Origin of the sequence: Brachyspira hampsonii (assembly GCF_001746205.1) — a bacterium.
In the GTDB taxonomy this organism is placed as follows: domain Bacteria; phylum Spirochaetota; class Brachyspiria; order Brachyspirales; family Brachyspiraceae; genus Brachyspira; species Brachyspira hampsonii_B.
Map to the genome: position 1 here is coordinate 466,443 of NZ_MDCO01000009.1, position 13,977 is coordinate 480,419.

The 13,977-nt window shown below is 27.6% G+C and carries 15 protein-coding genes; 6 read left to right on the top strand and 9 right to left on the bottom strand.

Annotated elements, in window-relative coordinates:
- The first annotated feature begins 38 nt into the window (after positions 1 to 38).
- Complete coding sequence (gene bioA, locus BFL38_RS07290; protein WP_069726429.1) at positions 39 to 1,379, top strand: adenosylmethionine--8-amino-7-oxononanoate transaminase; 1,341 nt, start codon at positions 39 to 41, stop codon at positions 1,377 to 1,379.
- Positions 1,380 to 1,489: 110 nt separating this feature from the next.
- Positions 1,490 to 3,097, top strand: coding sequence for a peptide ABC transporter substrate-binding protein (locus tag BFL38_RS07295; protein ID WP_069726430.1), 1,608 nt, complete (start codon positions 1,490 to 1,492; stop codon positions 3,095 to 3,097).
- Positions 3,098 to 3,661: 564 nt separating this feature from the next.
- Here the strand turns inward: BFL38_RS07295 and BFL38_RS15455 are convergent.
- Positions 3,662 to 4,174: a hypothetical protein gene (locus BFL38_RS15455; RefSeq protein ID WP_256097220.1), complete on the bottom strand. Its 513-nt coding sequence runs from the start codon at positions 4,172 to 4,174 to the stop codon at positions 3,662 to 3,664.
- Positions 4,175 to 4,358: 184 nt separating this feature from the next.
- Entirely contained in the window at positions 4,359 to 5,876 is a 1,518-nt protein-coding gene (gene xylB / locus BFL38_RS07305) for a xylulokinase (RefSeq protein WP_069726431.1), read from the bottom strand.
- A gap of 144 nt (positions 5,877 to 6,020) precedes the next feature.
- Between xylB and BFL38_RS07310 the strand changes: the two genes are divergently transcribed.
- The 4 genes from BFL38_RS07310 to BFL38_RS07325 all read left to right on the top strand — a co-directional run bounded on the left by BFL38_RS07310 (position 6,021) and on the right by BFL38_RS07325 (position 8,659).
- Positions 6,021 to 6,533, top strand: a complete 513-nt coding sequence (locus tag BFL38_RS07310) for an adenine phosphoribosyltransferase (protein WP_069726432.1) — start codon at positions 6,021 to 6,023, stop codon at positions 6,531 to 6,533.
- A 110-nt stretch (positions 6,534 to 6,643) separates the two neighbouring features.
- Positions 6,644 to 6,910: a co-chaperone GroES gene (locus BFL38_RS07315; protein WP_008722116.1), complete on the top strand. Its 267-nt coding sequence runs from the start codon at positions 6,644 to 6,646 to the stop codon at positions 6,908 to 6,910.
- Between the two features lie 232 nt (positions 6,911 to 7,142).
- Positions 7,143 to 8,372 carry a hypothetical protein gene (locus BFL38_RS07320; RefSeq protein WP_069726433.1) on the top strand — a complete coding sequence of 410 codons (1,230 nt, stop codon included), beginning with the start codon at positions 7,143 to 7,145 and terminating at the stop codon, positions 8,370 to 8,372.
- 8 nt (positions 8,373 to 8,380) lie between these two features.
- Positions 8,381 to 8,659, top strand: coding sequence for a hypothetical protein (locus BFL38_RS07325; protein WP_069726434.1), 279 nt, complete (start codon positions 8,381 to 8,383; stop codon positions 8,657 to 8,659).
- A gap of 7 nt (positions 8,660 to 8,666) precedes the next feature.
- Here BFL38_RS07325 and smpB read toward each other — a convergent pair whose 3' ends face one another.
- From smpB to BFL38_RS07360, 7 genes are all read right to left on the bottom strand, one after another.
- A complete protein-coding gene (gene smpB, locus BFL38_RS07330) occupies positions 8,667 to 9,155 on the bottom strand; it encodes an SsrA-binding protein SmpB (protein ID WP_069726435.1) in 489 nt (162 codons plus the stop codon).
- Between the two features lie 118 nt (positions 9,156 to 9,273).
- Positions 9,274 to 9,921 carry a DUF305 domain-containing protein gene (locus BFL38_RS07335; RefSeq protein ID WP_069726436.1) on the bottom strand — a complete coding sequence of 216 codons (648 nt, stop codon included), beginning with the start codon at positions 9,919 to 9,921 and terminating at the stop codon, positions 9,274 to 9,276.
- Between the two features lie 74 nt (positions 9,922 to 9,995).
- Positions 9,996 to 10,505, bottom strand: a complete 510-nt coding sequence (gene rimM, locus BFL38_RS07340) for a ribosome maturation factor RimM (RefSeq protein WP_069726437.1) — start codon at positions 10,503 to 10,505, stop codon at positions 9,996 to 9,998.
- Positions 10,502 to 10,744, bottom strand: a complete 243-nt coding sequence (locus BFL38_RS07345) for a KH domain-containing protein (RefSeq protein WP_008726607.1) — start codon at positions 10,742 to 10,744, stop codon at positions 10,502 to 10,504. Before BFL38_RS07345 ends, rimM begins: the two co-directional genes overlap by 4 nt.
- A gap of 30 nt (positions 10,745 to 10,774) precedes the next feature.
- Positions 10,775 to 11,134, bottom strand: coding sequence for a 30S ribosomal protein S16 (gene rpsP, locus BFL38_RS07350; RefSeq protein WP_013113612.1), 360 nt, complete (start codon positions 11,132 to 11,134; stop codon positions 10,775 to 10,777).
- Between the two features lie 22 nt (positions 11,135 to 11,156).
- Positions 11,157 to 12,512, bottom strand: coding sequence for a signal recognition particle protein (locus BFL38_RS07355; protein ID WP_008722095.1), 1,356 nt, complete (start codon positions 12,510 to 12,512; stop codon positions 11,157 to 11,159).
- A 127-nt stretch (positions 12,513 to 12,639) separates the two neighbouring features.
- Positions 12,640 to 13,905: a M16 family metallopeptidase gene (locus BFL38_RS07360; RefSeq protein WP_069726438.1), complete on the bottom strand. Its 1,266-nt coding sequence runs from the start codon at positions 13,903 to 13,905 to the stop codon at positions 12,640 to 12,642.
- Positions 13,906 to 13,977: the final 72 nt, after the last annotated feature.

Consider the following 13,977-nt stretch of genomic DNA (forward strand, 5'->3'; position numbering starts at 1 on the left):
TTACTTCAATTTTTATGTACTTCAATAAAGGACTCATTATGACATTAGAAGAAAAGGATTTAAAATATATTTGGCATCCTTGTTCACAGATGAAAGATTATGAGGAGCTTCCTCCTATAATAATAGATAAAGCAAAAGGAATATATCTTTATGATAAAAACGGCAAAAAATATATTGACATTGTAAGTTCTTGGTGGTGCAATTTACTTGGGCATTGCAATGAAAAAATAAATGCTTCTATAAAATCACAGCTTGATAAATTAGAGCATGTAATATTTGCAAACTTCTCGCATGAAGGAGCTATTAAATTATGCGAAGAGCTTGTAAAAATACTTCCTAAAGGACTTAGCAAATTTAATTTTTCAGATAACGGCTCATCATCGGTAGAAGCTGCCTTAAAAATGGCTTTTCAGTATCAGCATCAAATAGGCAATACTAAAAAAATAAAGTTTATGTGTTTTACAGATGGTTATCATGGTGAAACTATAGGGGCATTATCAGTTGGAAGTTTGGACTTATATGCAAAAATATACAAGCCTATGCTTATGGAAACTATTCATATAGAAGCTCCCGACTGCTATAGATGCAAATATAATCAAAACAGAGAAACTTGCAATTGCGAATGCTTTATAGATGCTGAGAAAAAATTTGAAAAACATGCTGATGAAACTTGTGCTGTTATAATAGAGCCTTTGCTTCAGGCTTCTGCTGGAATGAGAATATATCCTCCGCTTTATTTAAAAAAGTTAAGAGAGCTTTGTGATAAACATAATGTAGTTTTTATAGCTGATGAAATAGCTACAAATTTCGGACGCACTGGAAAGATGTTTGCATGCGACCATGCTAATATAAGCCCTGATATAATGTGCGTTTCAAAAGGATTAACAGGCGGTTACATGCCAATGGCTATAACAATCACAACAGATAAAATATACAATGCATTTTATGCTGACTATAATGAAGGCAAGGCTTTTATGCATAGCCATACCTACAGCGGAAATCCTCTTGGCTGTTCTGCTGCTTTGGCGGTACAAAAAGTTTTAAGAGAAGATGATATTCTAAATAAGGCACAAATAAGAGCAAAATATTTAAATAATAAATTAAAAGAAAAATTATTAAATTACCCAAATATAGGAGAGATTAGAAATATAGGACTTATTAATGCAATGGAATTAGTTACTGATAAAAATACCAAAGAAGGTTTTGACTCTAAACTTAGAATGGGTTATCAAATATATAAAAAAGCACTTCAGAGAGGATTATTATTGAGACCTTTGGGTAATGTTATATATTTTAATCCGCCTCTTATAATTAATGAAGAAGATATAGATAAGGCTGTTGATTTATGTGTAAAATCTATAAGTGATATTTTAGGTTAAAAAAATACAATTTTATTTAATCCTGAAATCTTTTTAGGATTAAAGAAAAATATTATTAAAAGGATAAATATATCTTTTATAAAAAATTATAACTTTAAAAAGGAAAATATATGCTAAAAAAAATAATTGCTTTCAATTTACTAATACTTTCAATAATATCATGTTCAAAAGTTTCAAAAAAAGAAATTAATACAAATAATGATATAGTGATAAATCTGGCCCCTGAGCCTTTAACTATTGACCCTACTCTGAATACTGATAACCTTACCATGATATATATTCTTCATGCTTTTGAAGGGCTTACCAAAAAAGATGAAAATAATAAAATAATAGGCGGAGCAGCAGAAAGCTGGGATATCAATGAAGAAGGAAATATTTATACTTTTCACATAAGAACTAATGCTAAATGGAGCGATGGAAAAAGTGTTACAGCAAAAGATTTTGTATATACTTGGAGGCGTGCCGTTGATCCTAAAACTGCTAATAAATACAGCTATTATTTTGAAGTGATAAAAAATGCTAAAGAAGTAATAAGCGGCAAAAAAACTATAGAAGAGCTTGGGGTTAGGGTGGTAGATGATTATACTTTTGAAGCAGAGTTAAACAGTCCTACTGCGTACTTTTTAGAGCTTACAGCCTACCCTCCTTTTTATCCTGTGCGTGAGGATATAATAAATAAATACGGAGATGAATGGACATTAAAACCTGAAAGCTATATTGGTAACGGTGCTTTTAAGATGACAGAGAGAAACTTTGATAAAAGCATAATACTAGAGAGAAATACTAATTATTGGAATAATGAAAATATAAAACCTAATAAATTAACTTTTCTTTTAATGGAAGAGCCTAATACTTCTCTTGCGGGTGTTCTTAATGGTTCTATTCATTTTGCTAAGCCTTTTCCAAGAAATGATATAGAGACTCTAAAGAAAAAAGGAGTAGTTCATATTGTACCTGTAGCTGCATCATATTACTATAGATTTAATCTAAATAATAAAGAAGCTTTAAAAGATAATAGAGTAAGAAGGGCATTATCTTTGGCTATAGACAGAGATTATATAGTAAAATCTATTACAAGATGCGGAGAGCGTCCTGCTGTAAGTTTAGTTCCTTATGGTATTAATGACATAAACGGAGATTTTAGAGAAAAAGGAGTAGAGCATATAATATCTTCCAACTATCAGAAAAATTTAGAAGAAGCTAAAAAATTATTATCACAAGCCGGATACCAAAACGGAAGAAACTTTCCTGTTATTGATTTGCTTATAGCAACAAGAGAGTTCGATATAAATATTGCTGATGCTGTTCAGACTATGCTTAAAGAAAATTTAAATATTGATGTGAGGATAATTAAGCATGAATGGTCTTCTTATCTTCAGAATATGTATAATAAAGATTTTGATATGGCAGTTTATTTGTGGTATGCCGATTATAATGATCCTATCAACTTTTTGAACATTTTTAAAAGCGATGCCCCTAATAATTATGGATCTTATTCAAATAATGCATTTGATGAATACATTAACATAGCCTCTACAAATAAAAATAATAATATAAGAATGCATGCACTTCATTTAGCAGAGAATATTTTTATGAATGACAATTCAATAGTACCTATATATTTTTATTCTGAAGCCTTGCTTGTTTCACCTAAACTAAAAAATGTTGAATATGATTCTCAGGGTTTATATAGGTTTTTTAATGCATATTTAGAGTAGTTTTATTTATTTCCAAACGCACGGTAAGTAGATTTTTATATATAATGAAAATTTGTATTTGCAGCTAAATTCACATTTAAAATTTAATTTATCGTGCGTTAAAAATTTTTTTTACTCTAATAAAATCTTGGGCGGGTGCTAAAATTTCTAAATAAGCTATAAATATGATGAAGGTTAAAAATTCTAAATTGAATAAAAAAGAATAAAGGGTGGGGTATGTAAATAAATTCTTGATTTTATTAATTTTTAATTATATAAGCTAAATTAAAAAATATATTATAACATAGAAATTTATTTAGAGATTATCATTTTGTATAAGTTTTATCTATTCTCAAAGAAAAATCCAAAGCTCAGCATCAAACCTACAGAATGATATTGCCTAACATTATGAAAAGAAAATAAATTATTCATATCATTAGCATTAAAAATCATATTCTCATAGGATAAATGTACACCGGCAATAAAATCTATTTTTTCTGTTTCAAAGAATTTTCTTTCAAATGATAATCTTACATAAGGAGATATTGGTACTGATTTATAATTTGCATCTACTAAAGGATTAAACTACACACCTAAAGCTATTCCTGCAAGAAGATGCTGATTATTTTTAGTTAAATCAAATTTCAAAGCTGCTCCTGTATATATTCCAAAAGCTATTACCCTATTAATCAAAGATGTATTATTATACATTATAGATACCATATGTTCATTAATTCCAAAATCAAATAAAAGATCTATACCGCTTAATAAATTAACATTATTTAATTTAAATCCATATCCTATTTGAAAATTGATATCTAATCTAGGATCTAATAATACACTATTATAATCTTTGGTTTCAGCTATATTTATATCAGCCCCAATTCTAGGACTAATTCCAAACTTAAAATTAGCAAAAAGATTAAAAGAAAATAATATTAATAATGTCAATATAACAAATATTTTTCTTGATAGAGCTATATATAAAATCTCCTCAAATAATATCAAGTAGTATATTTCATAAACATTGATATTTATATATTTGTAAAATTTAATTACATTTGCCCGCCATATAGATTTCACTGCCTTATCAGTCATTTTTGTATTATTTATTATTGTCAATCAAAACAGTCATTTTAACACCCGCCCTAAGTGTTAAATAAATTTTTTATGCCTATTAACGCACGCTTTAATGAAGCTTAGTGATAAAGATTAGTTTATAATATAATCTTATTATATTTATAATCTTATCTGCGTGCGTAATATATATTAAATATTAATTTTAATAAGCTATATTTTTTATTGCATACATTAACTCAGAATTTCTTCTATAACATTCTTTAAATATCTCATAATATTCAGAATAAATTTTCACATTCTCATTAATCGGAGTTATAGGCTTGTTATTATAAGTTATAATGTTTTTTAGAGCTTCTTCATAACTTTGATACTCTTTATTCGCAACAGCAGAAGTTATAGCCGCCCCCAATGCAGCCTGCTCTCTAGTTTTTGAAACATAAATTTCCCTATTTAAAACATCAGCCTGAATCTGAAGCCATACATCACTATAAGATCCTCCTCCAGAAGCTATTAATTTACTGCATTCCATATTTAAATCATCAGTCAAAATCATAAAACAGTCTTTTAAAGAATATACTACTCCCTCCATAACAGATCTTAAAATATGATATCTATCATGACTTAAAGTTAATCCTACAAACATAGCAGAAGCATTACTGTTCATATAAGGAGTTCTCTCACCAGCTAAATAAGGAAGAAATATTATTCCATTGCTGCCTGCTTTTATATCTTTTACTTTTAAATCTATATCTTTAAAAGTTTCACCTGCATTGCAAAAATTATTCTTAGCCCATTTCAATGCTAAACCAGAAGATAAAGCAGCACCTAAATAATACCAAGTATTAGGAAATAAAAAATTGAATGTATGAGAAGCCATATTCTTTTTATCATAAACAGGTTTATCTACAGGCATTAAAATTTGTCCGCCTGTACCTATAGTAATTGATGCCGTATTTGTATTTATTATGCCGTTGCCTACAGCCTGCATAACTTGATCAGCTCCTCCATAAGAAACTTGTATGCCCTTTTTTAATCCTGTTTCTTTACTAGACTTTTCCGTAATAGTCCCAGATACTTCATAAGGATAAAAAATATCAGGAAAAATATTTATGTCTAAACCTAATTTTTCTATTATATAATCAGACCAACAAGATTTATTACTATCAAAAACTCCTGTAGCAGCTGCATCTGTTATATCAGAGGCAATGCAATTTGTTAATTTATATCTTATATAATCTTTAGGAAGTATTACTTTATCAATATTTTTATAAATATGAGGCTCATTATTTTTTATCCAAAGCAAAGAAGGAAGTAAAAATCCCGCAGCTATAGGACTATGATTTATCTGCATTATATTTTCTAAACCTATTTTACTGTTTATATATTCAATCTCTTTAAGGCTCCTTGAATCACACCATAATATAGCTTTTCTTAAAACATTTCCATTTTTATCTAAAGCCACAAGTCCATGCATTTGTCCGGAAAAGCCTATTCCTTTAATATTATAATTTGAATCTATTTTTACTAATTGATTTAAAGAATCTTTTATTGTAAATACAGTGCTTTCCCACCATACATTAACATCCTGCTCTGCAAAATTATAGTGAGGTTTATCAAAATCATAATCTTTTTGAGATAATGCTTCTATTTTACCATTAGATGCCATTATTAAAGTCTTTACAGATGAAGTTCCTAAATCTATACCAATATAGTAATTCATAATTTTCTCCTATATAAATAATAATACATTAAAATTATGTTTATTAAAAGCAATATTTTTAATTGATTTTTTTAATAAAAGTATTATAATAAAAAACTGTGTAATTATTTACATAACTATTTTTTTATTAAAACGAGGTGTTACATGGAGTTAAAAGATTATATAAGAAATATTCAAGATTATCCTAAAAAAGGAATACTTTTTAGAGATATCACTACTTTACTTCAAAATAAAGATGCATTCAAATATGCCATAGATAAAATGGCAGAACAAATAAGTAATGAGAAAATAGATTATATAGTCGGAGCAGAAAGCAGAGGATTTTTAATAGGTTCAGCATTGGCTTATAAAATGAACTGCGGCTTTATCCCTGTAAGAAAAAAAGGAAAGCTGCCTTATAAAACCATTTCAGAAGAATATGCTTTAGAATATGGTACAGATACACTATATATGCATGAAGATGCCATTAAAAAAGGTGAAAGAGTTTTAATAGTTGATGATCTAATAGCTACAGGCGGCACTGCACTTGCTATGATAAAAATGGTTGAAAAATTAGAAGGCATAGTTGTAGGCTCATCTTTTTTAATAGAATTAAAAGAATTAAATGGAAGAAAAGAAATAGATAAATACCCTATTAATGTTATTATACAATACTAAATAATATTGCTCTTTATAAGTTATTGACTTTTAACATTTTTTATTATAGAATATAGCAAAAATTATTAAAAAAATTATCGAAATAAATACATTTTAAGGAGATATACAATATGTCATCTATTAAACCATTAGCAGATAGAGTACTTCTAAAAGTATTAGAACAAGAAGAAAAAACTTCAAGCGGAATACTTCTTCCAGATACAGCTAAAGAAAAAACTCAGAAAGCAGAAGTTATAGAAGTAGGCGACAGCGAAGATATAAAAGTAAAAAAAGGCGATATAGTTATATATGATAAATATGCTGGTATTCAAATAAAAGAAGGCGATACAGAATATTTAATAGTAAAAAATGAAGAGATAGTTGCTCTTATAAAATAATTAATAGCTATACAAATAAAAAATAAAGAACACTAATCTTTAAAAAAGATAGTGTTCTTTTTTTACGATTATTATTTTTGGTAGTTATTATTATTGTTAATAAAACTTTTTCGTATCATAAAGAATTAATAAGGTTAAATAATATAAAAAATTATATTATTTAATTTTATTAATTTGTTCGATAATTAATAACAATCATTAATTTCATTTCTTTATCAGGAGATTTTTATAAATGCTAAAATATTTAATAATATTTCTTGCAATATTAAATGCAGTGTATGCTCAAAATAATACAACTAATAAAGATCCTGAGTATAAATTTACTTATGAAAAAGAAAATAATTTTATCATATATAAAGAATCGAATGAAACTAATGAATCAAATGAAACAAATACACAAAATGAAATATCTATAATGCTTGAAAGAAGAGGATTTCCTCTTGTTAATAGATTAGTTAGATTCACATCATTGAACCCTGATGTGTTTGATTTTGAAATAGATGAGGATCAAAAAGAAGAAATACTTTTAAAAGAAATAGATGAAAATGCAGATACACAATTAAATACAAATGAAGCAGTTAATATGTATACTAATATATATGTTGTTCCTACCGATGAAAATGGAATAGCAAAAGCTAAATTAAATTTAAAAAATCCTGGAAATGGTATTGTACTTATGCATATACTTTATGTAGGTTCAACAGGAAATACTAATATATCCTATGAAGAATATGCCTATATAAATATAAAAGAAGAAAAAGAAAATAGAATATCTTCAAAATTATTAATCGGAGATACTGATGATTTAAATATTAAAAGTTCAATATTAATAACATCAACTTTATTTCCGTCTCTGTTCTTGGTATCTATAGCATTAATATTTATAAGCTACTTTAAGCATATATATGAAGAATATAGAAACAGTAAATCAAAAATTATAATATATACTTTTTTTGGATTTGCCTCTATTAAAAAGAATTTTACCCTCATGATATTGATAATATTGACAGAATTATTAATATCAGCTTGTTTTCTGCTTTTAGACAGTTATATCTTTTCTGTTATACTTATAGTATTTTTTATAGCAGGATTTTTAATGAAAAGAGAAAAAATATATGCTATAGCATTTTTTATTCTGGCATGTATTTCAACAATATACTTATATCTTGAAACATTTGCCATTCATATTGGCAGTGAATATATATTTAACAATACAGTTATGGGCAATCCTATATTTGTATTCTTTTTCTTTTTAATACTTACTGCTTTAGCAGGAGGAATATATATACCTATATGTATATTGATATTATATCAAACTGTATTTGTTATGAGTAATTTATCTTTAATAACAGCTTTGATAGGAATATTTATATCTTCTATTTTTTATATTGTTACAGTAAAAAAAGATATACCATGTCTATACAGGCTTAATTTATTGAAGATAAAAGATAATAATAGGTAATAATATATATGATTTTTGATTTATTAAGAGATTTAGAACTGCTTTTATCTGATATAGTTTTCAGCGGTATAAACAATATAGATTACAGCACTATAGAAAAAATAGAAGTTTTAGCAAAAAAATTTGAAAAAATTTCTATGGAAAATATGAAAAATTTACTAATAGAATTCATAGATTCATTAAAAAAATATAAAACAGAAAAAGATAAAAAAACAAATATTAAGGAAGTATCGGATAATATTACTAAAATAGAATTTTATATAAGAAATTCTTTATCTTATGAATAAACTTATTTTATCTTTTTATATATCTTTCCATTTCTCTATCTAAAGTTTTTCTTTTTAGGGTCTCTCTTTTATCATGAAGTTTTTTACCTCTTGCCAAAGCTAATTCCACTTTAACTTTTCCTCTTGAGAAATACAAGCTAACCGGAATTAAAGTAAGTCCTTGTTCCTTTATTTTTCCGTATAATCTCCTTAATTCCCTTTTTTTCATCAAGAGTTTTCTTTCTCTTAAAGGTTCATGATTATTTCTATTTCCGAAATGGTAAGGCGATATATGCATATTAACTATAAAAAGCTCTCCATTTTTTTTAAAAGAAGCATAACTGTCAGCCATATTAACACTTCTTTCTCTAAGAGATTTTACTTCTGTACCAAGCAAAACAATTCCCGCCTCAAATTTCTCTATAAACTCGTAATTGAATAGAGCCTTTTTATTTTTTACTATCTCCCCAGATGAAATAGCATTACTGCCTGATTTTTTATCCTTTTTACTAGCCATAATACATCACCATATTTAAGTATATAGATTATACTAGAATTAATCAATTTGTCAATTCTAAAGTTTAAAGTAAAAAATAGGAGGTATTAAATTACCCCCTATTATAAAAAAGTAAATATTAATAATTATTTAACATATTATTCATATCGTTTATCTCTTTTTCTTGTGCTGTTACTATCCTATTTGCAATTTCTTTTATTTTATCATCTTTAGTATATTCTAGTATCTTCTTTGAAACATCAACAGCCGCCTGATGATGAGGTATCATACCCTTTAAGAAATCTATGTCATTATCTCCTGCAGCTTTAATAGAAGACATATCCTTCATCATATTATTCATAATCTTCTCCATTTCATCACCCAGAATAGATGTATCTATATCTTCATAGCTTGTATTTTTATTTTTTAATTCAGTAACTAAATCTGTAAACTCGCTTACTTCTTTTTCTTGTTCTGCTATTATATTATTAGCCAAAGTTATTAAAGCTTCATTAGTAGTTGTTTCTAATAATTTTTTTGAAGATATAATAGCACCCTGATGATGCGGAATCATGTTCACTAAAAAATCAGCATCAATATTCTTAGTTTTTTGAAACGGCTGTTCCATCATAGGAGCGTGCATTAAGTCTATAATTTCAGAGCCTTTGCTATGCATGCTATCCATAGAATGCGATGAATGATTATCTGTATTATCAGAAGTTTTTTGTCCGCATGATATTATAAAAGCAGACATTAAAACAATAAATATTGTTATAATTTGTTTCATTTTATATCCTTTAATTTTATTCAAGTTTAATAACTTGGTAATATAATCAAAGGTAAAAAAATATTTTTTTAATACTAATCATCATCAAATATAGGTTTTTGTATTATTGTTATAGTTTTATTTATTTTATCAGAATCTCCAAAATATGCCTTAACAAATGGTATTGAAACTATATTATTATTTTCTTTTAATTTAATTTCAAATACATAATTTGAAGGAAGACTGTATACATCTGTTATCTCACCATAAATATTATTGTCAGTATCTATGATTTTATATCCGATTAATTCACCCTCATAGAAAGTATCATCATCTAATTGAGGCAAATATGAAGAATCTATAAATATATCAAGTCCTATTAATTTTTGAGCCTCTTCTATAGTATTTATCTCTTTTAATAGGAACACGAAAGATTTATTTTTCTTTTTAACATTTAATAGAGTAAATGTCTGATTATCGATGATAACAGGTGTATCTTTATTTAAAATAGGAAGAGAGGTAAAATAACTCTTATCAGAAAAAGCAATTTCTACCTCTCCTTTTAAACCATGTAAACCTGTGATTTTGCCGTAAAAAAAAATCAATTGTCAATAATCTCAAGCATTACACGTTTACCACTTTTCATGGAAGCAGCAAAAAGAATAGTACGCAATGCATGAGCAATACGACCTCTTTTACCTATAATTTTACCTATGTCGCTTTGGTTCACTTTCAATTCCAGAATCGTACTCTTCTCACCTTCAATAACCTTAACACTCACACCCTCAGGCTCATCCACTAACTTTTTAGCCAAATACTCAATAAGCTCTTTTTCTTCCGTCATAGCACACTCCTTTATATATTATAGACGTAATTAAGCTTCGCTTTTCTCCTCAGCAGATTCAGGCTTAGCTTGTTTACGATGTTTGCGCCTTTTTTCAGGATTTTTCAATGCTCTTTTTTTCTTTCTTTCAAGAGGAGCACCTTTATCTTTTTCCATCAAGCCTTCTTTAACAAGAATGCTTTTTACCACATAAGTTGGCTGTGCACCATTAGAAAGCCATTTTTTTAAGCCTTCTACATTCAACTTATATAATACATCTTTAGCTTTAGGGTTAAACCAACCTAGCTCTTCAATAAAACGACCATCGCGTGGGAAACGAGCATCTGCAGCCACTATACGATAATGAGGCTCATGTTTGCGACCTATACGTTTTAATCTTAATTTTACCACCTTTCTTTTCCTCCAAGTTTATTTACATTAATTTGTTTAAATCATCTATAGACATACCCATACCCTCTAGGGACTTTGCGAGCTTATCCATCTTTTTAGTGCTGCCCATCATGTTTTTCATCATAGTAAACTGTTTTATTAACTGATTTACATCATAAACACTTTGACCGCTTCCTTTGGATATTCTCATTTTTCTTGAATTATTCAAAGGAAATAGGGCTAATCTTTCTTTTTTAGTCATTGATTGTATAATAGCTTTATACTTTTTAAATTTTTCTTCTTCACGGCTTAGAAGTTCAGTATCTACATTAGCCATACCCGGAATCATAGATGTCATTTTGCTAAGACCGCCCATTTTAGCAGTAGCTTCAATTTGTTTTAAGAAATCATTATAATCAAAATTATTTTCTATAACTTTTTGAAGCATTTCCTGAGCTTCTTTTTCACTTATAGCAGCACGGGCTTTTTCTACTAATTTTACTATATCGCCCATACCAAGTATTTGTCCGGCTACTCTCTTGGCATCAAATACATCAATATCATCTAAATGTTCACCTACTCCGACAAACTTAACAGATGAACCGGTAGCATATTTTAGAGATAAGGCTGCACCGCCTCTAACTCCGGAATCAAATTTTGTAAGTATAACACCATTAATTCCAATATTATTTTGGAAATTTTTGGCAACATCATAAACACTTTGACCTGCTGTAGAATCCACAACTAATATTTTTTCTGTAACATTAGCAGAGTTTACAACGCGTCTTAATTCAAGCATCATTTCTTCATCTATCTCTAGGCGTCCTGCAGTATCAACTAATATCATATTATACTGCTCTTTTTTAGCTATAGAAAGAGCTTTTTTAAGTATTTTATATGCTTTTTTTTCTTTGGTATCTATATGATAAGGAACACCTACTTCTCTAGCCAAAACTGCAAGCTGCTCCATGGCGGCCGGTCTGTGAACATCAAGACCTACAAGCATAACGCGTCTTTTATCTTTATAATATTTAGCTAATTTAGCGGATGTAGTAGTTTTACCAGAACCCTGCAAACCAAATAATAATGTAATAGTAGTTTTCTCAACAGGCTCTAATTTTAAACCGCTTTCACCCTCACCTATCATATTAACCAATGTATCATGAACATCAGCCACAAATTGATTGGCAGGATCTACGCCTTCTAATTTTTCTTTGCCTATAGCTCTGTTAGTAGCTTCTTCAAGAAATTTATCAGCAGCTTCTAAGGATACATCAGCAGAAAGTAAGGCTTCTTTGATAGTTAATAGACTATCTGTTATATCCTTATCTGTAAGGACTTTTTTTCCTTGTATTTTAGAGAATACATTAGATATAGATTTAGTTAAATTACCAAACACTAAAAAACAACCTTATAAATATATTAATTCCTAACAATATTATACATAATATATTTTAAAAGTCAATATTTATAAAAAATTATATATAATAACGGCATAAATATTCAATACATTTCAAACATTATTATTAATTTAATTTAAGTTTGCTGCTTAAAGCCTTACTTATATCTTTAGTACCGCTAGCTCCTACAGATGTTAAGAAGAATTTTTTATTCATCAATTTTTCATCTATAACATCATTAATTAATTGTAAATCTACTTTATCTATTATATTATAAAGCTCATTAAATGAGATATATTTAGATGTATATAATTCATGCCTTGCATTTTTATTCATTATAAATTCCGCATTAAATTTACTAAATGCCATAGACCCTTTATAGCTCTCTTTAGCCTCTTCAAGCTCTTCCTCTGATATTCTTTCATTAACCAATTTTTCTATTTCATAATATATACTTTCTATAGTCTGTGCATATTTATCCAAACTAGTAGAACCATGTATCTCAAATGTACCGCCGTTTATAAAGCTGGAATTATAACTGTATATATTATAACAAAGTCCCTTATTTTCTCTTATTGATTGAAATAATCTTGAATAGGAACTTCCTCCGAATATATCATTAACTATATTCATAGCATATCTTTTTTTATTATCGCATGCATTATATGAAGGTGTTACAAGCGAAAAATAAACCTGATTAATTTCCTGTTTTTCTTTAGTTATAGTTTTATAATAAAAAGGAAGATCATCATTAACTGTTCTAGTTCCTTTTTCTAATTTTATTTTTTCAAGTCTGTCTACTGCATAATTAATATCAAAATCTCCTGCTATAGATATAATTAAATTATTAGAATTAAAATGATCTTTAAAATAAGAATAAATTTTTTCTCTGCTTATTTTTTTTATATTATTAATATTTCCTCCTATAGGAAAACTCATAGAAGTGCCTTTATAAGCAGCAGCAAAAAATTGATTGGCTGATATTTCTTCAGGAGTATCATTTGACATTTTAAGCTCTTCAATTATAACTTTTTTTTCTCTGTTTATATCATCTTCTCTGAAAGCAGAATAAAGCATAATATTTTCCAAAGTATCAACTGCTCTGTCAAAATATTTAGATATTATATTGATATAAAAAGAAGTTAAATGTCTTGAAGTAAAAGCATTGAATATACCGCCAACCCCTTCTATATTTCTAATAAGTTCTTTTGCACTAATTTTATCAGTGCCTTTAAAAAGCATATGCTCTATAAAATGAGTATATCCGTTTTCTTCTTTTTTTTCATTGGCGCTGCCTGTTAAAAATATAAAGCCTATAGAAACAGTATCAAGCATCGGCATTTTTTCTAAAACAACTCTTGTACCATTTTTTAATGTTAATCTTTTTACCATAGTTTTTCCATAAATATTTTTTATACTAATAATTATATATTAATTTTATTATTTTTTATAGTGTAATGAATG

What these genes read in the sequence shown, in the direction of transcription:
- bioA (WP_069726429.1), top strand. Translation starts at nt 39, where the DNA reads ATGACATTAGAAGAAAAGGATTTAAAATATATTTGGCATCCTTGTTCA.
- BFL38_RS07295 (WP_069726430.1), top strand. Translation starts at nt 1,490, where the DNA reads ATGCTAAAAAAAATAATTGCTTTCAATTTACTAATACTTTCAATAATA.
- BFL38_RS15455 (WP_256097220.1), bottom strand. Translation starts at nt 4,174, where the DNA reads ATGACTGATAAGGCAGTGAAATCTATATGGCGGGCAAATGTAATTAAA.
- xylB (WP_069726431.1), bottom strand. Translation starts at nt 5,876, where the DNA reads ATGAATTACTATATTGGTATAGATTTAGGAACTTCATCTGTAAAGACT.
- BFL38_RS07310 (WP_069726432.1), top strand. Translation starts at nt 6,021, where the DNA reads ATGGAGTTAAAAGATTATATAAGAAATATTCAAGATTATCCTAAAAAA.
- BFL38_RS07315 (WP_008722116.1), top strand. Translation starts at nt 6,644, where the DNA reads ATGTCATCTATTAAACCATTAGCAGATAGAGTACTTCTAAAAGTATTA.
- BFL38_RS07320 (WP_069726433.1), top strand. Translation starts at nt 7,143, where the DNA reads ATGCTAAAATATTTAATAATATTTCTTGCAATATTAAATGCAGTGTAT.
- BFL38_RS07325 (WP_069726434.1), top strand. Translation starts at nt 8,381, where the DNA reads ATGATTTTTGATTTATTAAGAGATTTAGAACTGCTTTTATCTGATATA.
- smpB (WP_069726435.1), bottom strand. Translation starts at nt 9,155, where the DNA reads ATGGCTAGTAAAAAGGATAAAAAATCAGGCAGTAATGCTATTTCATCT.
- BFL38_RS07335 (WP_069726436.1), bottom strand. Translation starts at nt 9,921, where the DNA reads ATGAAACAAATTATAACAATATTTATTGTTTTAATGTCTGCTTTTATA.
- BFL38_RS07345 (WP_008726607.1), bottom strand. Translation starts at nt 10,744, where the DNA reads ATGACGGAAGAAAAAGAGCTTATTGAGTATTTGGCTAAAAAGTTAGTG.
- BFL38_RS07360 (WP_069726438.1), bottom strand. Translation starts at nt 13,905, where the DNA reads ATGGTAAAAAGATTAACATTAAAAAATGGTACAAGAGTTGTTTTAGAA.